We start from the raw sequence: 21,873 nt of genomic DNA, 5'->3' as shown, positions 1-21,873 counted from the left end.
GTGTTCGTCCTAGACCGCCACGGTGGCCAGGGTCCTGCCGTCGAAGGTCTGGATCGTGAAGTGGTTCAGCTCGGACTCGGAGAGGCTGGTGCCGCCATGCAGGACGAGGGGGTCGGGAGCGCCGGGCACGCCGTACCCCTTGTCCGGGACGCCCCAGCTCGCCACGACCTCCGAGCGGCCGTCGTCGCCCACGGCCATGAGGCGGCACTGCAGCGGCCCCTTCACGCCCTTGAGCTCCAGCGCCACGTGGGTGCCCCAGCCCTTGTCCTCCAGGCCGACGACCCCGGACACGCCGGTGGCGGGGTCGGTGGCGGAGTAGGTGCGGCCGGTCATGAGCAGGTCGCGGGCCGGGCCGTGGATGCTGTCGGGATCGGGGCCGCCGGTCATGGAGCTGACGCCGAGATAGACGCCGGCCGCCACCACGAGGCACGCGGCGGCGGTCATGAAGGCGCGGTGGAAGCGGCGCCGCCGCCGCTCGGTGGCGGCACGGCGGACCAGGAGGGACTCGACCTGCGGATCCGGTGGTTGGGGCAGGAGGTCGTCGGGGTGCACGCTCTTGATCAGCTCGCCCATCGCGGCGAACGAGCCCACCTCGGCGGCGCAGCTCCCGCAGCCGTCGAGATGGCGCTCGAAAGCGGCCCGCTCGTCCTCCCCGAGCAGGCCGAGCGCGTAAGCGGCCACGTCCTCGTGGTGTACCTCGGTCATGGCGTCACCCCCCTGTCATCGTGACGCACCTCGATCACGGCAACGTCACCCCCCTTTCCTCCAGCGCGACCCGTAACGCGCGCATGGCGTAGTACACGCGGGACTTCACCGTGCCCACCGGCACGCCGATCGTCTCCGCCGCCTGCTGGATCGTGCGATCCAGCAGGAACGTCTCCGTGAGCACCTGGCGGTGCGCGGGTGAGAGCGACAACATCGCGTCGGTGACGACGATCTCCCTGAGCAGCTGCTCGTCCTCGGCCGCCACGGCCTGGAGGCGTTCGGGGATCTCCTCGACCGTGTCGAGGGGGCGCGAGCCGGAGCGGCGGCGGTTGTCGATCACGACGCGGCGCGCGACGGTGGCCAGCCAGGGCATCAGCGAGCCGGACTCGGTCCGGAGGTCGTGGAGGTTGCGCCAGGCGCGTACGAGGGTCTCCTGGACGACGTCCTCGGCCCAGCGGCGATCGCCGCCCGTCAACCGGATGGCGAAGGCCATCAGGGGGGCGCCGTATTCGCGGTAGAGGGCACGGACCATGGCCTCGTCGGTTACGCGGTGATTCACAAGGGGGCGGGCTCCTCGAGCTGCGGATATCACGAAATATCACGCTCGGTACGCTGATAATGAGAATAGTCACTCTAGCCACGCCCGCGCGCCCGAGTCAGGTAGTTTGCCCGTCTCGCCATATAGCTAGATTTATTGGCTGAATCATGCTTCTCTCCCCTGGAGAGGGGATTATGATCATTCGGTTGACGATCCGCGACCCGGCGGCGTCCACCGCCGTCGACGTCGAGGTGACGGCGGAGCCGGAGACGCCGATCGGGTCGCTGCTGCGGTCGCTGCCCTTCCCCGTCAAGGGCCGGCCGTGTTACGTCGGAAGCGGCAAGCTCGATCCCGAGGCGACCGTGGCGGAGAGCCCGCTGGTGCCGGGGGCCACGATCAGCGTGGGCGAGCCCGAGCGTACGCAGCCCTGGCGGCCCCTGGCCGCGGCGGGCGCGATCCGGGTGTTCGCGGGCCCCGACGCGGGCCGGGTGGTCTGGCTGAGCCCCGGCAGCCACGTGATCGGCCGCGAATGGACCGACATCAGCCTGCTGCGGGACCAGCGGGTCTCCAGGCGGCACGCCCGGCTGGACGTGTCGTGGACCGGCGAGGCGACGGTGGTCGATCTCGGCTCGCGCAACGGCACGCTGGTGGACGAGACGGTCGCGCGGGTGCCGGTGGCGCTGCGGCCGGAGGGCGTGCTCCAGGTGGGCGACGACCGGATGCGCTGGGCGCCGCTGCCGCCCGCCAGGCTCAGGACCAGGCGCAGCAGGGACGGGCGCATCGACTTCGACCGGGCGTTCTCCCCGGCCCCCGCCGTCCCGGCCGCCCGGATCACCATGCCGCGCGACGAGGTGCCGCAGCGCAATATCGCGGTGGCGCTGCTTTCGTCACTGCTGCCGCTGCCCATTTCCATCGCGATGGCGATCCTGTTGAAAAGCGCGTATTTTCTCCTGTTCGGAATTCTGACGCCGATCACCTTCTTCGCCACGCAGTGGGTGGAAGGGCGGCAGCGCAGGAAGAAAGAGCGCGAGTTCGAGCAGCGCAAGCGGGAGACGGTCGAGCGGATACGGCGGCACGTCGTGCACGAGCAGTGGTTGCGGCACGTCGTCGCCCCCGACGAGGTGGACCTGACGTTCGCGGCCACGCACGAGGGGCCGGGGCTGTGGCCGCGCAACGCCGACTCCCCCGACGGGCTGACGCTGCGCGTGGGGGTGGCCGACGAGCCGGCCACGATCACGTTCGACGGCGAGCCGTGGCCGGAGTTCGTCCAGCCGGTGCTGCGCGGCGTGCCGGTCACCGTGGACCTGCGCGAGATCGGCGTGCTGGGAGTGATCGGCCCGCCGGACCCGGTGGACGCGCTGCTGCGCTGGCTGCTGGTCCAGCTCGGCACGCTGCGCGCGCCGGACGAGCTGCGCCTGGTCGTGATCACCGCGTCCGGCGGCGAGCACCTGGCCTGGGCGCGCTGGCTGCCGCACCTGAACGTGGACGCCCCCGTCCCCTGCCTGGTCGGCAACACGCCGCAGACCAGGACGGAGCGGATCGAGGAGCTCAAGGACCTGGTCACCGAGCGGCTCAAGCACCGCGACCGCCGCTTCGGCGAGGACGTGGTCGTGGTCCTCGACGGGGCCCGCGCGTTACGCGACATCCCGGGCATGAAGGAGGTGCTCAGGGAGGGTCCCTCGGTCGGCGTGTACGTGATCTGCGCCGACCAGCGCAGCCTGAACGAGTGCCGGGGCGTCTGCGAGCTGGACGGCGCCGGCATGCTGCTCACCCGGGGCCGCCAGGGGCTGCCGGTGCCGGTGCAGCCGGAGAGCCTCGGGGAGCAGGCCGCCGAGCGCATCGCCCGCGCCGTGGCGCCGATGCGCGACCGGCTCACGCTGGCCAGGGCGGAGAGCGTGATCCCGGCCTCCGTACGCCTGCTGGACGCGCTGGGCCTGGAAGCGCCGGGCGCGGAGGCCGTGCTGGCGCTGTGGGCCGCCGACCCGGGGCCGACCACGCGGGTGTGCGTCGGGGCCGACGGCTCCGGCCCGGTCACGGTGGACCTCGCGGCGGACGGGCCGCACACGATGCTGGGCGGGGCCACGGGGGCGGGCAAGAGCATCCTGCTGCAGACCCTGGTCACCTCGCTCCTGCTGGCCAACCGGCCCGACGAGCTGAACCTGGTGCTGGTCGACTTCAAGGGCGGCAGCGCGTTCCTGCCGTTCGAGCACTGCCCGCACGTCGTGGGGCTGATCCGCTCGACCGGCGACACGGCGGCGGACGTGTTCGACGAGAGCGCGGCGCGGCGCGTGCTGGCCTCCGTACGGGCGGAGGTGCGGCGCCGGGAGGCGATCCTGGCCCGGTACGGCGGCGAGATCGACGTCTACTGGAACGCCGGCGGCCGGCTGCCCCGGCTGGTCATGGTGTTCGACGAGTTCGCCCGCGTCCTTGAGGTCTCCCCCGACTTCCTGCGCGAGCTGGTGAACGTGGCGGCCAAGGGGCGCTCGCTGGGCATGCACCTGGTGCTGGCCACGCAGTCGCTGCAGGGCAAGCTGTCGCCCGAGCTGAAGAACAACATCTCCCTGCGCATCACGCTGCGGCAGAACGAGCCCTCCGACAGCACCGAGGTGCTCGGCGTGCCCGACGCGGCCACGATCCCGTCGCGGCTGCGCGGCCGGGGCATGATCATGCGGGTGGGCGGCGAGCAGCGCACGCCCCAGCTCTTCCAGACCGGTTACCTGGGCGACCCGCCGCCCACGGGCACGGCCCCGGCCTCGGCCCGGCCGGCGCCCTGGCCGGCGCTCGGCCTGCCGCGGCCCGAGGTGAGGGGCGCGCGGCGGGCCAGCCGTACCGACCAGGACCTGGCCATCGCGGCGGTGCTGGCGGCGGCACGCGGGCTCCCCGTCGAGCCGCCGTTCCGTCCCCTGCTGCCGCCGCTGCCCGCGGAGCTGCCGCTGGACGAGGTGGCGGGGGCGGGCGGGGTGCCGTTCGGGCTGGTGGACGATCCGGCCGGCCAGGCCCAGCCCGCGATGGCGCTGGACCTGGGCGGGACCGAGCGGCTCATGGTGGCCGGGGGGCCGCAGTCGGGGCGGACCACGTTCTGCCGGACGCTGATCTCCAGCCTGGCGGCGCGCTGCTCGCCGTCCCAGGTGTGGCTGTACGTGGTGGAGAACCAGCCGGGCGGGCTGTCCGCGTACGCGGATCTGCCGCACTGCGGGGCCGTCGCCTCCGGCGCGGAGCCCGACCGGATCAGGCGGATCGTGACGTGGCTGGCGGACGAGGTGGAACGGCGGCGGCTGGCGCGGCTGTCGCCCGGCGGGCCCGGCGCGCCGGTCGTCGTGTTCGTGATCGACGGGTGGGAGTACTTCGAGGACCGCGGCAACCCCGACTTCTTCGAGACGCCGCTGCTGGTCACCCTGCGCGGGATCGTGGCCGGCGGGCCTCCCGTCGGCATCCACACGGTGGCCGTCGGCGGGCACGACATGTTGCGGGGGAAGACGCCGGACCTGTTCTCGCGGCGGTTGTTCCTGCCGTTCCCCCGGGAGGAGACGCGGCGGTCGTACCTGTCGTCGGGGATGGTGTCGCCGCCCGTCCTGCCCGGCCGGGCGATCGAGGCGGCCGGTGGGCTGCACGTGCAGATCTGCCTGCCGCCCGAGCGGATACCGGCGCCTCCCGTCCCGGCGCGGCACAGCCGCGAGCCGGCGGGGCGGGCACGCGCCTTCCCGCCGCTGCCGGGGAGCGTCCCGCTGAGCCGGCTGGAAGGCCCGGCCATCGGGGTCGGCGGGCCGGAGGTCGCGCCCGTCGAGCTGGACCTGTTCGAGCTGGGCCCGCACCTGGTGCTGGTGTCGGGGCCCGGCGGGTCGGGGCGCAGCAACGCGGCGCTGGTCATGGCGACCGTGCTGCTGCGCGCGGGGGTGAGCGTGCTGGCCGTCGGGCCGCTCCGCTCGCCGCTGGTGCGCTCACTGCCCGGGGCGCGGACGCTGGTGGGCACCTCGTTCGCCGACGCCGACCTGCGGGAGGCGGTCGCGGCCTTCGGGGACGGCCGGTACGCGGTGGTGGTGGACGACTTCGACCAGGTGACGATCACCCCCAGGGAGCAGGGCTTCGACACGCTGCCCACGCTGCTGCAGGACATCATCGCGCCCTCGGAGCTGGGCCGGCGCGCCCTGGTGCTGGCCGGGGACGCGACGCCGCTGCTGGAGGGGCACCGGCGGTCGCTGGCCGGGGAGGTCACGGAGGTGCTGCGGACGGGGACCCGGCTCCTCCTGACACCGGCGAACCGGGTGACCGCGCGGGAGCACGGGATGAGCCTGGAGCCCGACCAGTTCTTCGCCGGCCCCGCCGGTCGGGCGTACCTGGCCACCGCCCGCCGCCTGGAGCTGGTCCAGCTCGCGGCGCTATGAGATCTTGACCTCCGACCTGCGGATGATGACCATCGGGTGCATGCGTCTCCCCCGGGTCAAGCCCGAGCACGCCCCGCAGCGGCTCAGCGACGGCACCATCCGTCTCGGCGGAGTCATGTACGGACTGGCCTCGGAGATCAGCGATGCCGACGGCTGGGCCTGGTCCGCGCTGGCGCTCATGGACGGCACCCGCGCACCCGCCGAGATCGCCGCCCGCCTCCGCGCCGCGCACGCCGCCCTGACCCTGGAGGACGCCGACGACATCGTCGCGACGCTGCTCTCCTCCGGCCACGTGGAGGAGGCCGCGCCCGGCCCCTGCGAGGAGCTGAGCGAGCGGGAGAAGGAGCGCTACAGCCGCAGCAGGGAGTATTTCCGCTGGGTCGACCTCACCCCGCGGGACCACGGCTGGGAGCCGCAGCTCCGGCTCAAGGCCGCCCGGGTGCTGGTGGCCGGCCTGGGCGGGACCGGCAGCCACGCGGCCTGGTCGCTGGCGGCCGCCGGGGTGGGCCGGCTGCACCTGGTGGATCCGGACGTCGTGGAGCTGTCGAACCTCAACCGGCAGATCCTCTACACCGAGGCCGACCTCGGCCGGCCCAAGGCGGAGGCGGCGCTCGACCGGCTGCGCCCGGTGAACTCCGACATCGAGATCACCGCCGAGGAGGCCACGATCGACGGCCCCGAGCGGCTCGCCCGCCTGCTGCACGGCTTCGACGTGCTGGCGCTGTGCGCCGACCGGCCGCGCGAGCCGGCCGGCATCCGGACCTGGGCCAGCCGCGTCTGCGCGAGGGCCGGGATCCCGTGGGTGAGCGGCGGGTACGACGGGCCGCTCGTCAGCGTCGGCGTCTTCGGCCCCGGCGGCCCGTGCTTCGAGTGCGTACGCGCCGGCATCCCGCCGCAGCCCGGCGCCGGCTACGGCTGGCCCGGCGTGACCGGCGCGTCGGCCGGGCTGTCCGGGCAGTTGGTCGCGCACGATGTCCTGGCCCTGCTGACCGGGCTGTCGGCCACGCCGCCCGGCTATTTCCACGGGCTCGCGTTACTCGACCCCGACGCGCATGTATATGCCCGCCATCCCTCCAGGGACGAATGTGATTTCTGTTATTGATGAGGTCCGGAAAGGAACCGTAATATCCGGTTTACCGTTTCCAACTTCGCTCGGTAAGGAGTGCCATGAGCAACACCCCTGCCCCGGAACCTCAGCAGGAACGGAAGTCCCCGAAGAAGATCACCGTCCGGCGCCTGGACAAGATCGAGACCGGCGGCGTGCTCCAGCCCAGCCAGGGCACCTCAAACTGAAGGGCTGAGTTCCGAGCGCAGGGCGGCCAGGACCGCGTCGGGCTGGTCGGCGAAGAAACGGATCGAGGTGATCTCGGCGCGGCGGCCGAGCGGGCGGATCGCGGTGACCGGCTCGGCCAGCTCGATCGTCACGTTGGTCTGCGAGGAGACCGCCATGGTGAGCCGGCCGTCCTTGACCGCGACCATGCTCGCCTCGTTGTAGGTCCGGCCGGCGCGTACGGCGGTGATGAGCTCGCGGGGCACCCGCAGGTCGAAGTAGGCGGCGTACCGGAGGCGCAGCTCGCCGGGGGTGATCACATGGGGACGGGTGACGCAGGCGGCGGCGAGCATGACCCCGAACAGCAGGCCGTACACGTCGGCGACGAGCACCGTCCAGCGGATCCACGCGGGGACGTCGAAGGCGACCAGGAGCAGGTCCACCACCACCGTCTCGACCGCCATCGCGAACAACATCAGCGACAGCATGAACGTCTGCTCCTTGGTGTACGTCACGACGGTCGCGCCCGGGGGCACCCCGTGCCTGCGGCGGGCGATCCACATCCCGATCGCGGCCAGGCCCTTGAGCTCGAACCCCACGATCCGTAGCGCGGCTGCGACCATCACGTTCCTCTCTCTCGGCTGCTCACCACCGATTAGAAACGTTGACGTCGCGTCAAGGTCAAGCCCCCGGCTCCCTCTCGATCGCCTGCCATGCCCGCGAAATGTCCGGTCGCTGCCCTGTTCAGGGCGTATTTCGGTGGCCGAGAATCTGTAGCCCCTGGGCGCCGCGGCCGATGAGTAATTCCGCTGTGCCGGGTCTACAGCAGGTGACCAGTTCGAGCCGAAATTACAGAAGGTCGAAGCAATGACGGAACAAATGGGCAGGGTGGTCTGCGACATCACGATCTCGGCCGACGGGTACGTGGCCGGGCTCAACCAGACCGAGGAGCACCCGTTCGGCGAGGACGGCGGCGACGGCTGGGGCGACAAGCTGCACGCCTGGATGTTCGACGATCCCGACGAGAACCGGGCCGAGGTCGAGCAGGTCGCCGCCGCCGACGCGGTCATCATGGGGCGCAACATGTTCGGCCCGGTGCGCGGCGAGTGGGATCGGCAGTGGAACGGCTGGTGGGGCGACAATCCGCCGTTCCACGCCCCGGTCTTCGTGCTCACCCACCACGCGCGCGACCCGCAGCCGATGGGCGGTGGCACCACGTACCACTTCGTCACCGACGGAATCGAGTCGGCGCTGGCACAGGCACGCGCGGCGGCCGGTAACGGCGATGTCGTGATCCTGGGCGGCGCGATCACCATCAACCAGTACCTCGCCGCCGGCCTGATCGACGAGTTGCGGCTGCACGTCGTGCCGCTCACGCTCGGCGCCGGCGCGCGGCTGTTCGAGGGTGTCCCGCCGCTGAAGCTCGAGCAGGTGAAGGCGCGAGCCGCGACCTCGGTCACGCACGTGACCTACCGCGTGCTGGCCTGAGCCGGGGATGTCGCACACGACCGCCGCGGGGTTCGCCGCCCCGCGGCAGTCGTCCCCGGACTTTCTCCGGCCCTCTTTCAGGGTTTTCGTGAATGGGATTGAACCCCTCGCGGGGCGGCGGCGTACAACCTGACGGAAAACGGCAGGAGCCGATGGCCGGAGAAATGCCGGCCTCACCTGTGCGAAAGCGAATCATCGGCCTGCCTTCTGCGCTGACCGGCTGCCACGGGGATGGCGATGGAATTTCAGGGATGGAGCGACGGTCTGGCCCTGCGGCCGCGCGATTACCTGGGAAAGGGCGAATCGCTCGCCGCTGTCGTCAGGGCGGCGGGCCCGTACACAGGAGAGGCGCTCTACCTGCTCGCGCTCGGCACCGCCGCGACCATGGCCAGGCTGCACCTGGGCGGGATCGCGGGGCTGCGGCTCAGCCCGGGCAACGTCATGATCGGGCCGCTCGGCCAGGCGTTCTTCGCGCCGGGGCCGCGTGACAGCGAGTTCCCCGCTCACGACGTCAAGGACTGGGCCGACGTGGTCGTCTTCGCGGCGACCGGGCACGAGGCGGGCGCGGGCGGGGAGCCCGACCTCGACCGGCTGCTGCCCGCGCTGCGCGCGGTGATCGACGAGTGCCGCCGGCCGGACCCGGCCGTGCGCCCGTCGGCCGTCGACCTGGTCCGCATCCTGCTCGGCCACTCCGGCGCGGCCCGCGGCGCCACGGTGCACGAGCTGCTGCTGGAGGCCGAGAGGCGGACCCGGCCGTACGAGCCGCCGTACGAGGACGTCCCCGCGCCCACGCCCTTCTGGCGCAGGCCGGCGTACCTGGCCGGCCTCGCCGTCGGGGTGCTGGTCGTCGCGGTGGCGGCCGGGATGGTGACCGTGATCTCCGGCCAGGCCCGGCGGGCTCCGGTGGACACGAGCGACGTGTTGAGCGTCATCGGCCGCCGGACGGCCACGTTCCAGCAGGAGATCCGACCGGCGCGGGGCGAACCGGAGCGCTCCGAGGGCCGCCTCAGCTTCGACCGGAACGCCGCCACGTCCTACGACATGAAGCTGACCTGCGGGAACACTCCACGCCCGGCTGTCGTGTCCCTCGTCGGGAACAGCGGCGTGGCCGACGGCGTGCCGTTCGACGCCGAGCGGCCGCCCTTCGAGCCGTGCGCCCTCCAGCGGGCGGGGACCGTGCGCCACTTCAGCTCCCCGCACGGGATCAAGGCCCTGATCGACGCGGCCGAGCCGGACGTGACCAGGACCGGCCGCACGATCACCGGGTCGGCCCTGGCCCACCGGATCAGGGGTGACGAGAGCGCCTACGCCGCCGCGGAAGGGCCGATCGAGTTCACCCTGCAGATGGACGAGCAGGGCCTGCCGGCCCGGCTCGAGCTGAGCATGGACAGCCGGGTCGGCGGCCCGCGAACCGTCGAGACCGTCTACCGGGACTGGCGCGCGTTCGAGGCCATCGAGGGAGGGGCGCCGAATGGCTGAGGAATTCACCGCCGACCGCCAGGAGGCCGCGAAGGTGTCGGGCGACCTCAAGGCCATCCGCGCGGCACTGGGCGGCGGCATGGCGGGCGCGCTCGACGCGAACACCGGCTCGGAGAAGGTCGACGACGCCGTACGGAGGTTCTTCGCGGAGTCCTCCGACAACCGCGCGCGGATGGACCAGCTCCTGGAACGCGCGGCCGGCCTGCTCGACGCCCTCGTCGAGGGCACCGGCACGCTCGACGGCCAGCTGGCCGGCTCGCTCTCGACCACCTCGGGAGGCACCCGATGAAGGCACTCGGGCTCGGCGTGCTCACCGGGATCCTGGTCGCGACGATCGTGGCGTCCCTCGTGTTCGCGCTGACGGACCGGACGTCGCCGGCGACCACCACGCGCACCGCCTACACGGAGGAGCTCTCCGATGGCTGACCTGCCCTTCGGGTTCACCGTACGGGTGCCCGAATCCTGGTACGAGTTCGACGTCTGGCGCGCGGGCCGCACCGGCGACCTGGCCCGCCTGGTGGACGCCCGCGTGGCGGCCGAGCCCGCGCTCGCCCCGCACCGCTCGCTGCTGATCAAGGTGCTGCGCGAGGTCGCCGACCTGGCGGCGCGGCACGGGGCGGTGTTCGGCGCGGCGATGACCGACCACGTGGACGACGTGGGCACCGTCCTGGCCACGCTCATGGCCCTGCACACCCGGGGCCGGGCGGACCCGGAGGACAACACCGTCGAGGCGATCGCCGCGGGCGTCGGCACCATCCCGCCCCAGCCCGGCACGCCGGCCTGGCGCGACGTCGAGATCGTGGAGCTGGACGCGGGCCGCGCCGTACGCGTGACCGGCGTCGAGTCCGGCGAGCTCGAATCGGTGGTGATGCAGACCCTCATCCCGGTGCCCGGCGGGCACGGCGTGCTGGACCTGGTGCTCGCCAGCCCGCACCTGATCCTGGCCGAGCCGATGCTCGACCTGTTCGACGCGATCAGCGCCACCCTGGCCTGGTCCGGCCCCCAAGGAGAGTGAACCCGTCATGGCAGGTGGGACCCATCACCTGAGTTTCCCCCAGGTGGAGAACAGCGCGACCCGGCTGAACAAGGAGAAGGAGGACATCGAGAGCCGACTGACCCAGCTCAAGTCGATGATCGACCAGCTCGTGAGCAGCGACTTCGTCACGGAGCGGGCCTCGGGCAAGTTCCAGCAGGACTACGACCAGTGGAACAACGGCGCCAGGCAGGTCATGCAGGGCCTGGACGGCATGAGCCAGTTCCTCAAGACCGCGATCGCCAAGCACCGTGAGCTGGACGCCTCGCTCAGCGGTGGCGCGGGGGCGTGAGACCGTGCCGGGCGGATGGGAAGCCCTCGGACCGTCGAAGGCCGAGGCGGCACGTGCCCATACGGCGGTGAGCACAGCGGCGAACACTGCGGCAGGCACTGCGGCGGGCACAGCAGCGAGCACAGCAGCGAGCACTGCGGCGAGCACGGCCTGGCAGCGCGGCCGCCGGTTCTTCGGCCGCGAGCCGGTGCACTTCCCGACCGGCGTCGTCCTGCTGGCCCAGACCGACGTCGAGCTGCCCGGCGTGCTGCCCCTCCGGCTGGGCCGCGTCCACCTGTCCAGCCATCGCACCGGGCGCTGGTTCGGCCGGTCCTGGGCCTCCACCCTGGACCAGCGCCTGGAGGTGGACGCCGACGGGCTGTGGCTGGCCACCGAGACCGGCGCCCTGCTCGCCTTCCCCCACCCGGAGGCGGGCCACGCGGCGTACCCGGAGGCCGGCCCCCGGCTGGCCCTGCGCGCCGCCGGGCCCGGGTACGCGGTCACCGACCCGCTCACCGGCCGCACCACCCACTTCGCCGCGACCACCGAGCCGGGCGTGCTGCCGATCGCGGCGATCACCGACCGCAACGGCAACCGCGTCGACGTCCGCTACACCGACGGCCTGCCCGCCGAGGTGACCCACTCCGGCGGCTACCGGCTCGACATCGAGACCCACCACGGCCGCGTGGTGGAGGTCCGGCTGCGCGGCGCGGGCCAGCGGCTCGTCTCCTACGCCTACGACGAGGACGGCGACCTGACCGGGGTGACCAACTCCTCCGGCCTGCCGCTGCGCTTCACCTACGACGAGGACGGCCGGCTGACCCGCTGGCACGACCGGATCGGCACCTGGTACGCCTACACGTACGACCTGGAGGGCCGCTGCGTCTACGGCACGGGCGCGGCGGGCGTGTTCAACACCGAGCTCTCCTACGGCGACGGCGTCACCCGGGCCCGCGACTCCCTCGGGCACCTCACGACCTACCACTACAACGAGCTGCTCCAGGTGACCAGTGAGACCGACCCGCTCGGCCACACCACCCGCTACCGCTGGGACCGCCACGACCGGCTGCTCGCGCGTACCGACCCGCTGGGCCGTACGACCCGCTACGCCTACGACGACGCCGGCGCCCTGCTGTCGATCACCAGGCCCGACGGCGCCACCCGCCGCTACACCCGCGACGCCCGGCACCTGCCGGTCGCCGTCACCGACTACGACGGCACCACCACGTCCCTGAGCCGCGACGAGCGCGGCAACCTCGTCGCCGGCCCGGGCGGCACCCGCGCCTACGACGACCGGGGGCACCTGATCGCGATCACCAACGCCCTCGGCCACACCCGCACGATCGAATCGGATCCCGCCGGGCTGCCCGTCGCGGTCACCGACCCGCTGGGGGCCACCACGCGCTTCGAGCGCGACGCCTTCGGCCGCGTCACGGCCGTCACCGACCCGCTGGGCCACACCACCCGCTTCACCTGGACGGTCGAGGGGCTGCTCGCCACCCGCAGCACGCCCGGCGGCGCCACCGAAAGCCGGCGCTACGACGCGGAGAACAACCTGGTCGAGCACGTCGACGCCATGGGCGAGTCCACGCGCGTCGAGATCGGCCCCTTCGGCGCGCCCGCCGCCCGCACGACGCCGGACGGCGCCCGCCTCGAGTTCGGCCACGACAGCGAGCTCCGCCTCGCCACGGTCACCAACCCCCAGGGCCTGACCTGGCACTACGCCTACGACCCCGCGGGCAACCTCACCGAGGAGACCGACTTCAACCGCCGCCTCCTGACCTACGTCTACAACCCCGCGGGCAAGCTCACGGCGCGCGTCAACGGCGCCGGGCAGTGCACCAGCTACGTCTACGACGTCCTGGACCGGCTCATCGGCCGGCGGGCGGGCGACCGGCTCACCACGTTCCGCCATGACGCGCTGGGCCGCCTGACCCACGCGGCGAACCCGGACGCCGACCTCACCATCGCCCGCGACGCCCACGGCCGCGTCGTCGCCGAGACCTGCAACGGCCGCACCGTGACCTCCGAGTACGACGCCCTGGGCCGCAGGGTGCTGCGCCGCACCCCGTCAGGGGCCGAGACCACCTGGACGTACGACGCCCGGGACCTCCCCCTGACCCTCCGGACGGCCGGCCACACCCTCCGCTTCACCCACGACCCGGCAAGACGCGAAATATCCCGTGATTTCGGCACCGACGTCTCCCTGACCCACGTCTGGGACGACGACTCCCACCTCCAGGCCCAGACCCTGGCCAGGGGCCCGGCCCACCGGGTGGTCCAGCGCCGCACGTACGGCTACCGCAGGGACGGCCGGCTCACCGAGATCGACGACCTGCTCGGCGGCCGCCGCCGCTTCGACCTGGACCCGGTCGGCCGGGTCACCGCCGTCCACGGGACGGGCTGGTCGGAGCGCTACACCTACAACGTCTCGGGCCAGATCACCGACGCCCACTGGCCCGAGCCGGCGGACGCCCGGGGCCCGCGCGCGTACACCGGCACCATGGTCCGCCAGGCGGGCCGCACCCGCTACGAGTACGACCGCCAGGGCCGCACGATCCTGCGCCAGCGCGGGGTCCTGTCGTCCGAACCCCGCACCTGGCACTACACCTGGGACGCCGACGACCGGCTGACCGCCGTCACCGCCCCGGACGGGACCCGCTGGCGCTACCTCTACGACCCGCTGGGCCGGCGCATCGCCAAGGAACGCGCCGACGGCGCGCAGCGCACGGACTTCGCGTGGGACGGCCTCACCCTCGCCGAGCAGGCGTGCGAGGACCGCGTGACGGCCTGGGACTGGGCGCCCGGTTCCTTCCGCCCGCTGGGCCAGACCGAGCGCACGGCCATCCCCCAGGAGGGCACCGACGAGCGGTTCTACGCCATCGCCACGGACCTGATCGGCACCCCGGCCGAGCTGGTGGACGCCGAGGGGAACGTCGCCTGGCGGCTCCGGCAGACGCTCTGGGGCGCCTCCCCGGGCGCGATCACGTCGGGGACCGACTGCCCGCTGCGCTTCCCCGGCCAGTACGAGGACGCCGAATCGGGCCTGCACTACAACTTCCTGCGCCACTACGACCCGGAGGCCGGCCGCTACGCGACCGCCGACCCCATCGGGCTGAGGGGCGGGTGGGACCCGCACGCGTACGTGGTCAACGCCACGACCTGGTCCGACCCGCTCGGCTCCACGCCCTCCCCGCTGGAGCCGCCCGAGTTCCGGTGATGACGCCGTGGCCGGGTGGAACGACCTCCCACCCGGCCGGGCGTCACAAGGTCATTCAGCCGCCTCCGCCGACAGGGCGGCCGCCGCCTGCGGCGCCTGCCGGGGCGGGATGGCGCGCAGGTTGAAGGCGAACCGGGCCACCGAGTCGGCGATCGCGTCCGCGTCCACGTCGAGCGCCGTGGCGTTGACGTTGGCGATCGTGTCGCACGCCTGGTGGTAGCAGACGTCGTACGCCACCCCGGCCGTGCCGCCGAACAGCGCCGCCTCCTCGGCGGTCTTGATGCCTTCCGCGCCGGTGAAGATGCCGCCGGCCGGGATGCCGACCGCGATGAAGGGCCCGTAGTCGGAGCGCCCGTCGAAGTCGGTGCCGACGGTGGGCAGGTCACGCGAGTCGTAGTAGGCCGCGAGCTGCTGCTCGATCTGGGCCGATCCGGGCGGGCCGGCCGGCGAGCCGACGCTGTCCGAGTCGTCCCCGTCGTACAGCTTGTAGGCGTAGTTCGGCGAGGCGACCATGTCGAAGTTCAGGTACACCCTGATCCGGTCGCGCTGCGCCTCCGACAGGGATTCCACGTACTGGTCCGAGCCGAGCAGGCCGATCTCCTCGGCGGCCCAGAAGGCGAAGCGGACCTTGTTCTTGACCGGGTAGAGCGCCATCTCCTCGGCGACCTCCAGGATCGCCGCCGTGCCGGAGCCGTTGTCGTTGATGCCGGGCCCGGCGGGCACGCTGTCGAGGTGGGCGCCGACCATGACGACGTTGCGCGGGTCACCGAAGCGGGACTCGGCGATGACGTTGTCGTTGGTGCCGAGCACGAGGTTGGAGTCGACCTTGAGCCGGACGGTCGCCCCGGCGGTGGTGGCCAGCTCGTTGCCCACGGCGAAGCTGGCGAACACCATCGGCACGCCGGCCCGCCACTCGCCGATGTCCAGCGGGAACGCGTCGGTCCGCCCCGGCTGGCCCTCGTTGAACACGATGATCCCGGAGGCCCCGGCGAAGCCCGCGTTGCGGATCTTCTGGGCGAAGGCGCAGGTGCCGCGCTGGATGAGAGCGATCCGGCCGGCCACGAAGCCGGCGAAGTCCGACGCCTCGCAGCCGCTGGTCGAGCTGGGCGCCGGGGTCGGCGGCAGGGTCACGTCCACGGCCTGGACCTGCGCGGTCACGTCGCCCGCCGGGGAGGGCTGGAAGGTGAAGAAGTCCTGGTTGGGCACGAACGACTTCGAGGTCGGCGCGGTGAGGTCGAGCACCGGCGGGGAGTTCTCGGACCAGCTCTCGACGAAGTTGATCGGCTGGAGCGTGACCTTGTACCCGGCCTTGCGCAGCTTGCCCGCCACGTAGTCGACCGAGGCGTCGTAGCCGGGCGTGCCGGCGGCGCGGTTGCCGCCGTTGGCGGTGCCGATGGCCTGCAGGGCGTCGAGGTGCTTCTTGGCGTTGGCCCCCTTGACCTGCTTGACAAGGAGCTTGGCGAACACGTCGTCGAGCCCGCCCGCGTTGACCGGCGCGGCCAACGTCAGCGGTAAGGAGAGTGCGGCGATCAGAACGATGAGCATTCTTCGCATAGGGGTTCCCCCAGGAACAGACCGGAGATCGCGGCGATTTCCCCCGAGCCGCCGCCACCGGAACGTAACCCGGCCAGGAACCCCTGAGAAGACCCACTAATGCGGCAAATTCCGGACATTTACTCCGCGCGGCGGGCGCGGGCACGCCGCTTGCCCTCGTGCATCGCCTGTACGCGGGCGACCGGGATCGTGTGCCCCTCGGCGATGAGGTCGTCCGGCAGCCGCTGCGGCGCGGGCATGTGCTCGGCCCACGGATCACCCTCGGCCAGCAGCCCGGGCGCGGTGCGCATGGTGAAGTCGGCCGGCGCCACGCGGTCGAGGTCGGCCCAGGCCACGGGGAAGGAGACGGGCACGCCCGGCCGGATGCGGGGGCTGTAGGCGGCCGCCACCGTGGCGCCGCCCGCGCGCGTGGAGTCGAGGAAGACCTTGCCCGCGCGGTCCTCGCGGATGAACGCCGTGGTGGCCAGCGCCGGGTCCACCCGCTCGGCGCGGGCGGCCAGGGCCCGGGTGGCCGCCGCCAGGTCGTCCGGCGCCGTGCCCTCGGCCACGGGCACGAACACGTGCACGCCCTTCGCCCCGCTGGTCTTCACCGCCCCGCTCAGCCCGGCGTCGTCGAGGGCCTGGCGGACGAGGAAGGCGCCGCGCACGGCCAGCGAGAAGGAGTCGTCGTGCTCCGGCGGGTCGAGGTCGAGGATCATGTGGGTGGGGTGGTCGCCGACGAACAGCGCCGGGTGGTATTCCACCGCCCGCTGGTTCGCGAACCACAGCAGCGTCCTGCGGTCGTCGCACAGCGCGTACGTCACCTGCCGGCGCGACGCGTCCGCCCACATGGACACCGAGCGCACCCAGTCGGGGGCGTATTTGGGCAGGTTCTTCTGCACGAACGGCTCCTGGCCCGGGCGCACGCGGATGACCGAGAGCGCGCGGTCGCGCAGGACCGGGAGGATGCGGTCGCGGACCGCGTCGAGGTAGTCGACCAGGTCGCGCTTGGTGGCGCCGGCACCGTCGAACAACGGCTGGTCGAGGTTGGTCAGGGCGACCCCGTCGCGCGTCTCATCAGCGGCCACCCGCCCTACGATGCCGACACTCGAACGTGTGGTCAACATTCGCGGGCCACAATGATCCCCATGACGCGTCTCCTCTACCTCACCCGGCACGGCGAGGCCACCCCGGACGAGAGCGGCCTGACGGACGCCGGCCGCCGCCAGGCCGCGCTGCTCGGCGAGCGGCTCCGCGGCGTCCCGCTGGCCGCCGTCCACCACGGGCCGCTCCCCCGGGCCGCCGAGACCGCCCGCCTGATCGGCGAGCACCTCCCCGGCGTCCCGCTGCGCGTGTCGGAGGCCGCCGGCGACTACGTGCCGTACCTGCCGGCCAGGGAGGAGCTGCCCCCCGAGTACGCCGACCACTTCCTCGGCTTCCTCGCCCGGTTCCCCGGGGCGGAGCCGAAGCTGGCCCGCGAGGCCCTCGACCTGTTCACCGGCCCAGTGGGCGGAACGGCGGACACGACGGTGGACGAGACGGTGGACGAGACGGTGGACGAGACCCGCCACGAGCTCGTGGTCACGCACAACTTCCTGATCGGCTGGCTGGTCCGCGCCGCCCAGGACGCCCCCGAGTGGCGCTGGCTCGGGCTCAACCACGCCAACGCCGCCCTGACCGCCATCCGCTACGCCCCCGGCCGGCCGCCCTCGCTGCTCTTCTTCAACGACATGGGTCACCTTCCCGTGGAGCTGCGCTGGACCGGCTTCCCCCCGGAGCTGCGCGGCTGAGCGCCTGTTACAGTGGGCCACTGACGCGGGGTGCCCGGAGACCCGGGCTGAGATCACACCCGTCGAACCTGATCTAGTTCGCACTAGCGAAGGGACGTCATCTCGGTGAGCGACGCACCCAGAGTCCTGTCCATCGCGGGCACCGACCCCAGCGGCGGCGCCGGCATCCAGGGCGATCTGAAGACCTTCTCCGCGCTCGGCGCCTACGGCATGACGGTCGTCACGGCGCTGGTCGCGCAGACCACCACGGGCGTGACCGGCATCCACGAGGTGCCGGCCGAGTTCGTCGCCGCCCAGCTCGACACGCTGCTGACCGACGTGCCGGCGGACGCCGTGAAGATCGGCATGCTGGGCACCGCGCCGCTGATCAAGGCGGTGGCGGCGGCACTGGACACGTACCGGCCGCCTTTCGTCGTGCTCGACCCCGTGATGGTGGCCAAGAGCGGCGACCGGCTGCTGCCGGCCGACGCCGTGGCCGAGCTGCGCGAGACGCTGCTGCCCCGCGCCGACCTGATCACGCCCAACCTGCCCGAGGCGGCGGACCTGCTCGGCGAGGAGCCGGCCCGCGGCCTGTCCGAGATGCACGGGCAGGCGCGGCGGCTGCGCGCGCTGGGCGCCCGGCAGGTGCTGCTCAAGGGCGGCCACCTGGACGGCGACACCTGCGTGGACGTGCTGGCCACGCCCGAGGGCGTGATCGAGCTGGCCGCGCCCCGCGTGGACACCCGCAACACCCACGGCACCGGCTGCACGCTGTCCTCGGCCATCGCGGCGCTGCGCCCCCGCCACGACGACTGGCCGGGCGCGGTGCGGGCGGCGAAGACCTACCTGACGGAGGCGCTGCGCGCGGCCGACACGCTCGGCGTCGGGCACGGCCACGGCCCCGTCCACCACTTCCACGCCATCTGGTGAGCACGCTCCCGAAGACTGCGCTCTCCGAAGACTGCGCCCCAAACCTGCGCCCCCCAGATTGCCGCCCCCAGATTGCCGTTCCCAAGGAGACGCGATGTTCTGCGATGACATCTGGCAGCGCACGGCCGAGCTGATGCGCGCCATCCACGAGCACCCCTTCCTCGTCGCGCTCGGCGACGGCACCCTCGACCCCGACCGGTTCGGCTTCTACATCGTGCAGGACGCCCGCTACCTGGAGGCGTTCTCCAAGGCGCTGGCCACGGCGTCCGTGCGGGCGACCGACCCCGCCGACGCGGCGTTCTGGGCCCAGAGCGCGCACACCGCGCTGGCCGCCGAGCGCATGCTGCACGCCGGCTACGCCGAGGAGCTCGGCGCCGACGCCAAGGGCCTGGCGACGTCGCCGACGTGCCTGGCGTACGCGTCGTTCCTGCAGGCCACGGCGCTCACCGCGCCCTACCCGGTGATCGCGGCGGCGGTGCTGCCGTGCTTCTGGATCTACCAGGACGTCGGTACGGCGCTGCTGAAGTACGCCACCCCGGAGCACCCGTACGTCAAGTGGATCTCCACCTACGCGGACCCGGCCTTCGCGGCCTCCGTCGAGCAGGCCAAGGGCATCGCCGACCGGCTCGCCGCCGCCGCCGACCCGGCCACCCGCGAGGCCATGGGAGAGGCCTACGGCCGGGCGGCGGCGTACGAGTGGATGTTCTGGGACAGCGCCTGGCGGCGCGAGACCTGGCCGACGGAGCGGTGGCTCGCGCCCTGACGATCACGGCGCCTTGGCCATCATCTCCTTCTCCTCGCGGGTGGCGATGAGCCCGGCCGGGGCGAGGATCTTGGACTCCTCGAACGGCGCCTCCGTGTCCGGCAGCGGCTCCCGCGTCCTGATCGCCTTGATCCACACGCGCGCCGCGTCGAGGATCACCACGATGATCAGGATGGCGAACAGCGCCGCCAGGACGCCGTCGACGGTGGAGTTGATCACGATCTGCTGCATCGCGCCGGTCGTCTTGGCGGGCGCGAGGAGCTGTCCCTGGTCGAGCGCCGTCTGATAGCGGTCACGCTGGGCGAAGAAGCCGAGCGTGGGGTCGGTCGAGAACACCTTCTGGTAGCTGGCGGTCAGCGTGACCGCCACGTCCCAGGCCAGGGGCACCCCCGTCACCCAGGCCCACTTGAGCCGGCCGCTCTTGATCAGCAGGGTCGTGGCCACGGTGAGCGCGACGGCCGCCAGGAGCTGGTTGGCGATGCCGAACAGCGGGAAGAGCTGGTTGATGCCGCCGAGCGGGTCGTTGACGCCCTGGTAGAGGAAATATCCCCAGGCCGCCACGACCACGGCGCTGGAGGCGACCAGCCCCGGCCACCAGCTCACCCGCGCGATCGGCTTCCACAGGTTGCCCAGCGTGTCCTGGAGCATGAACCGCCCCACCCGCGTCCCGGCGTCGACGGTGGTGAGGATGAACAGCGCCTCGAACATGATCGCGAAGTGGTACCAGAACGCCTGCAGCCCCGCTCCCCCGAGGAACCCGGAGAAGATCTGCGAGATGCCCACCGCCAGCGTGGGCGCGCCGCCCGTCCGGGCGATCAGCGTCTCCTCCTGCACGGCCGCCGCGGCCGCCTGCAACTCCTCGGGCGTGATGACGAAGCCCATGTTGGTGACCGCCTCGGCGGCGGTCTGCACGGTGGCCCCGACGACGCCCGCCGGGGAGTTCATCGCGAAGTAGAGCCCGGGGGTCAGCACGCAGGCCGCCGTGATGGCCATGATGGCCACGAACGACTCCATGAGCATGGAGCCGTAGCCGATCATCCGGACCTGGGTCTCCTTCTGGATCATCTTCGGCGTGGTGCCCGACGAGATCAGCGAGTGGAACCCCGACAGCGCCCCGCAGGCGATGATGATGAACACGAACGGGAACAGCGACCCGGCGAACACCGGCCCCTTGCCGTTGAACGCGAAGTCGGTGAACGCGGTGGTCTGCAGCGGAGGCGCGGTGACGGCGATGCCGATGGCGATCAGCACGATGGTGCCGATCTTCATGAAGGTGGAGAGGTAGTCGCGCGGCGCGAGCAGCATCCAGACGGGCAGCACGGCGGCGACGAACCCGTACGCGATCAGCCACAGCGCCAGCGCCGACGGGCTCAGCGTGAAGAACGGCGCCCAGCTCGAGTCCTGCACCCACCCGCCGGCCACGATCGCCAGGATCAGCAGCGCGACCCCGATCACCGTGGTCTCGACGACCTGGCCCGGCCGGATCACCCGCAGGTAGAAGCCCATGAACAGGGCGATCGGGATGGTCATGGCGATGGAGAAGACGCCCCACGGCGACTGCGCCAGGGCGTTGACCACGACCAGCGCCAGCACGGCCAGCAGGATGATCATGATGGCGAAGACCGCGATGAGCGCCGCCGCCCCGCCGAACGGCCCGATCTCGTCGCGGGCCATCTGCCCGAGGCTGCGGCCGTTGCGGCGCATGGAGAAGAACAGGATCACCATGTCCTGCACGGCCCCGGCGAAGATCACTCCCGCGATGATCCAGATGGTGCCGGGCAGGTAGCCCATCTGTGCCGCCAGCACCGGACCGACCAGCGGGCCGGCCCCGGCGATGGCGGCGAAGTGGTGACCGAACAGGATCCGCCGGTCGGTCGGCTGGTAGTCGATGCCGTTGTCGAGCCGCTCGGCCGGGGTGGCCCTGCGGTCGTCGGCGCGCAGCACCTTGCGCACGATGAAGCGGGCATAGAACCGGTAGGCGATGGCGTACGAGCCGAGCGCGGCGCACAGGAGCCACACCGCGTTGACGTTCTCGCCCCTGGACAGGGCGAGCACCCCCCACCCCACGGCGCCGACGATGGCCACCGCCGTCCAGATGATGATGGAACGCAGCTTCACCGGTTACCTCCCATATATCGGGCCATATATAGGGCGCCCCAGGCAGCAGCGCAGTCCGGCGTCCGGCGGCAGATCGGTGGTGAAGCGCCGCCAGCGCCACAGCGGGCGGCAGTCGATCGTGACGGGAAGCTCGGCGAGATGCACCCAGGCGGTCGGATGGGCGTACACCAGATCGGTCGCTCCGAGGCGGCGGGCGCGACGGGGCAGGCGGGACCGGCGCAGCGGCCTTACCGAGAACTCCCCCGCGTCCGCGCAGCACAGGCCGGTCACATGCCAGTCGAAGAAGATCACTTCTTCGTCGCGCAGTGCTTCACGAGCGGCAGGCGTGAGCGTGATACGGGACATCTGTGGCTCCTGAAACCCAGGTAGCTCAG

General features: G+C 72.3%; 20 protein-coding genes and 1 riboswitch. Of the genes, 13 read left to right on the top strand and 7 right to left on the bottom strand.

The features are described from left to right. Positions 1 to 9 precede the first annotated feature (9 nt). Positions 10 to 705, bottom strand: coding sequence for a zf-HC2 domain-containing protein (locus ACBJ59_RS49200; RefSeq protein WP_364119898.1), 696 nt, complete (start codon positions 703 to 705; stop codon positions 10 to 12). A 34-nt stretch (positions 706 to 739) separates the two neighbouring features. Further along, complete coding sequence (locus ACBJ59_RS49195; protein ID WP_375116937.1) at positions 740 to 1,264, bottom strand: sigma-70 family RNA polymerase sigma factor; 525 nt, start codon at positions 1,262 to 1,264, stop codon at positions 740 to 742. A gap of 173 nt (positions 1,265 to 1,437) precedes the next feature. Here ACBJ59_RS49195 and ACBJ59_RS49190 point away from each other — a divergent pair, with 173 nt between their 5' ends. The 3 genes from ACBJ59_RS49190 to ACBJ59_RS49180 all read left to right on the top strand — a co-directional run bounded on the left by ACBJ59_RS49190 (position 1,438) and on the right by ACBJ59_RS49180 (position 6,918). Beyond that, positions 1,438 to 5,625 (top strand): FtsK/SpoIIIE domain-containing protein, encoded by a 4,188-nt coding sequence (locus ACBJ59_RS49190; RefSeq protein WP_375116936.1) that lies wholly within the window; start codon positions 1,438 to 1,440, stop codon positions 5,623 to 5,625. A 40-nt stretch (positions 5,626 to 5,665) separates the two neighbouring features. Then, positions 5,666 to 6,727, top strand: coding sequence for a ThiF family adenylyltransferase (locus ACBJ59_RS49185; protein WP_375116935.1), 1,062 nt, complete (start codon positions 5,666 to 5,668; stop codon positions 6,725 to 6,727). 65 nt (positions 6,728 to 6,792) lie between these two features. Then, positions 6,793 to 6,918: a hypothetical protein gene (locus tag ACBJ59_RS49180; RefSeq protein WP_375116934.1), complete on the top strand. Its 126-nt coding sequence runs from the start codon at positions 6,793 to 6,795 to the stop codon at positions 6,916 to 6,918. Here ACBJ59_RS49180 and ACBJ59_RS49175 read toward each other — a convergent pair. Then, positions 6,910 to 7,521, bottom strand: a complete 612-nt coding sequence (locus ACBJ59_RS49175; RefSeq protein WP_375116933.1) for a hypothetical protein — start codon at positions 7,519 to 7,521, stop codon at positions 6,910 to 6,912. The genes ACBJ59_RS49180 and ACBJ59_RS49175 overlap by 9 nt on opposite strands. Before the next feature lie 241 nt (positions 7,522 to 7,762). On the opposite strand from ACBJ59_RS49175, the gene ACBJ59_RS49170 reads away from it, so the two are divergent. From ACBJ59_RS49170 to ACBJ59_RS49140, 7 genes are all read left to right on the top strand, one after another. Beyond that, positions 7,763 to 8,383: a dihydrofolate reductase family protein gene (locus ACBJ59_RS49170; RefSeq protein WP_375116932.1), complete on the top strand. Its 621-nt coding sequence runs from the start codon at positions 7,763 to 7,765 to the stop codon at positions 8,381 to 8,383. Between the two features lie 237 nt (positions 8,384 to 8,620). Further along, positions 8,621 to 9,862, top strand: coding sequence for a hypothetical protein (locus ACBJ59_RS49165; RefSeq protein WP_375116931.1), 1,242 nt, complete (start codon positions 8,621 to 8,623; stop codon positions 9,860 to 9,862). Further along, entirely contained in the window at positions 9,855 to 10,151 is a 297-nt protein-coding gene (locus ACBJ59_RS49160; protein ID WP_375116930.1) for a hypothetical protein, read from the top strand. Before ACBJ59_RS49165 ends, ACBJ59_RS49160 begins: the two co-directional genes overlap by 8 nt. Then, positions 10,148 to 10,288 carry a hypothetical protein gene (locus ACBJ59_RS49155; protein ID WP_375116929.1) on the top strand — a complete coding sequence of 47 codons (141 nt, stop codon included), beginning with the start codon at positions 10,148 to 10,150 and terminating at the stop codon, positions 10,286 to 10,288. Before ACBJ59_RS49160 ends, ACBJ59_RS49155 begins: the two co-directional genes overlap by 4 nt. Next, a complete protein-coding gene (locus tag ACBJ59_RS49150; RefSeq protein WP_375116928.1) occupies positions 10,281 to 10,877 on the top strand; it encodes a hypothetical protein in 597 nt (198 codons plus the stop codon). Before ACBJ59_RS49155 ends, ACBJ59_RS49150 begins: the two co-directional genes overlap by 8 nt. A gap of 7 nt (positions 10,878 to 10,884) precedes the next feature. Continuing rightward, positions 10,885 to 11,187: a WXG100 family type VII secretion target gene (locus ACBJ59_RS49145; protein WP_375116927.1), complete on the top strand. Its 303-nt coding sequence runs from the start codon at positions 10,885 to 10,887 to the stop codon at positions 11,185 to 11,187. 67 nt (positions 11,188 to 11,254) lie between these two features. Then, entirely contained in the window at positions 11,255 to 14,386 is a 3,132-nt protein-coding gene (locus ACBJ59_RS49140; RefSeq protein WP_375116926.1) for an RHS repeat-associated core domain-containing protein, read from the top strand. 51 nt (positions 14,387 to 14,437) lie between these two features. Here the strand turns inward: ACBJ59_RS49140 and ACBJ59_RS49135 are convergent, their stop codons facing one another. Then, complete coding sequence (locus ACBJ59_RS49135) at positions 14,438 to 15,940, bottom strand: M28 family metallopeptidase (RefSeq protein ID WP_375116925.1); 1,503 nt, start codon at positions 15,938 to 15,940, stop codon at positions 14,438 to 14,440. A gap of 119 nt (positions 15,941 to 16,059) precedes the next feature. Beyond that, positions 16,060 to 17,007: a DNA polymerase domain-containing protein gene (locus ACBJ59_RS49130; RefSeq protein WP_375116924.1), complete on the bottom strand. Its 948-nt coding sequence runs from the start codon at positions 17,005 to 17,007 to the stop codon at positions 16,060 to 16,062. A 60-nt stretch (positions 17,008 to 17,067) separates the two neighbouring features. On the opposite strand from ACBJ59_RS49130, the gene ACBJ59_RS49125 reads away from it, so the two are divergent. The 3 genes from ACBJ59_RS49125 to ACBJ59_RS49115 all read left to right on the top strand — a co-directional run bounded on the left by ACBJ59_RS49125 (position 17,068) and on the right by ACBJ59_RS49115 (position 19,381). Next, positions 17,068 to 17,709 carry a histidine phosphatase family protein gene (locus ACBJ59_RS49125; RefSeq protein ID WP_375116923.1) on the top strand — a complete coding sequence of 214 codons (642 nt, stop codon included), beginning with the start codon at positions 17,068 to 17,070 and terminating at the stop codon, positions 17,707 to 17,709. A 16-nt stretch (positions 17,710 to 17,725) separates the two neighbouring features. Next, positions 17,726 to 17,821: riboswitch (TPP riboswitch) on the top strand. Continuing rightward, entirely contained in the window at positions 17,815 to 18,618 is an 804-nt protein-coding gene (gene thiD, locus ACBJ59_RS49120; protein ID WP_375116922.1) for a bifunctional hydroxymethylpyrimidine kinase/phosphomethylpyrimidine kinase, read from the top strand. (Overlaps the previous riboswitch by 7 nt.) A gap of 94 nt (positions 18,619 to 18,712) precedes the next feature. Then, complete coding sequence (locus ACBJ59_RS49115) at positions 18,713 to 19,381, top strand: TenA family protein (protein WP_375116921.1); 669 nt, start codon at positions 18,713 to 18,715, stop codon at positions 19,379 to 19,381. 3 nt (positions 19,382 to 19,384) lie between these two features. Here the strand turns inward: ACBJ59_RS49115 and ACBJ59_RS49110 are convergent, their stop codons facing one another. After that, positions 19,385 to 21,499: a carbon starvation CstA family protein gene (locus ACBJ59_RS49110; RefSeq protein WP_375116920.1), complete on the bottom strand. Its 2,115-nt coding sequence runs from the start codon at positions 21,497 to 21,499 to the stop codon at positions 19,385 to 19,387. Between the two features lie 3 nt (positions 21,500 to 21,502). After that, positions 21,503 to 21,844 carry a hypothetical protein gene (locus ACBJ59_RS49105; protein ID WP_364119947.1) on the bottom strand — a complete coding sequence of 114 codons (342 nt, stop codon included), beginning with the start codon at positions 21,842 to 21,844 and terminating at the stop codon, positions 21,503 to 21,505. Positions 21,845 to 21,873: the final 29 nt, after the last annotated feature.

The sequence above is a fragment of the Nonomuraea sp. MTCD27 genome, assembly GCF_041950495.1.
GTDB lineage: Bacteria > Actinomycetota > Actinomycetes > Streptosporangiales > Streptosporangiaceae > Nonomuraea.
The sequence above is the reverse complement of the archived record's forward strand: the minus strand, read 5'-3'. Positions and strand labels throughout refer to the sequence as shown.

Coding starts and splice junctions, on each gene's coding strand:
- ACBJ59_RS49105 (WP_364119947.1), bottom strand. CDS start 21,844: ATGTCCCGTATCACGCTCACGCCTGCCGCTCGTGAAGCACTGCGCGAC.
- ACBJ59_RS49180 (WP_375116934.1), top strand. CDS start 6,793: ATGAGCAACACCCCTGCCCCGGAACCTCAGCAGGAACGGAAGTCCCCG.
- ACBJ59_RS49160 (WP_375116930.1), top strand. CDS start 9,855: ATGGCTGAGGAATTCACCGCCGACCGCCAGGAGGCCGCGAAGGTGTCG.
- ACBJ59_RS49190 (WP_375116936.1), top strand. CDS start 1,438: ATGATCATTCGGTTGACGATCCGCGACCCGGCGGCGTCCACCGCCGTC.
- ACBJ59_RS49170 (WP_375116932.1), top strand. CDS start 7,763: ATGACGGAACAAATGGGCAGGGTGGTCTGCGACATCACGATCTCGGCC.
- ACBJ59_RS49200 (WP_364119898.1), bottom strand. CDS start 705: ATGACCGAGGTACACCACGAGGACGTGGCCGCTTACGCGCTCGGCCTG.
- ACBJ59_RS49125 (WP_375116923.1), top strand. CDS start 17,068: ATGACGCGTCTCCTCTACCTCACCCGGCACGGCGAGGCCACCCCGGAC.
- ACBJ59_RS49145 (WP_375116927.1), top strand. CDS start 10,885: ATGGCAGGTGGGACCCATCACCTGAGTTTCCCCCAGGTGGAGAACAGC.
- ACBJ59_RS49185 (WP_375116935.1), top strand. CDS start 5,666: ATGCGTCTCCCCCGGGTCAAGCCCGAGCACGCCCCGCAGCGGCTCAGC.
- ACBJ59_RS49115 (WP_375116921.1), top strand. CDS start 18,713: ATGTTCTGCGATGACATCTGGCAGCGCACGGCCGAGCTGATGCGCGCC.
- ACBJ59_RS49165 (WP_375116931.1), top strand. CDS start 8,621: ATGGAATTTCAGGGATGGAGCGACGGTCTGGCCCTGCGGCCGCGCGAT.
- ACBJ59_RS49135 (WP_375116925.1), bottom strand. CDS start 15,940: ATGCGAAGAATGCTCATCGTTCTGATCGCCGCACTCTCCTTACCGCTG.
- ACBJ59_RS49155 (WP_375116929.1), top strand. CDS start 10,148: ATGAAGGCACTCGGGCTCGGCGTGCTCACCGGGATCCTGGTCGCGACG.
- ACBJ59_RS49150 (WP_375116928.1), top strand. CDS start 10,281: ATGGCTGACCTGCCCTTCGGGTTCACCGTACGGGTGCCCGAATCCTGG.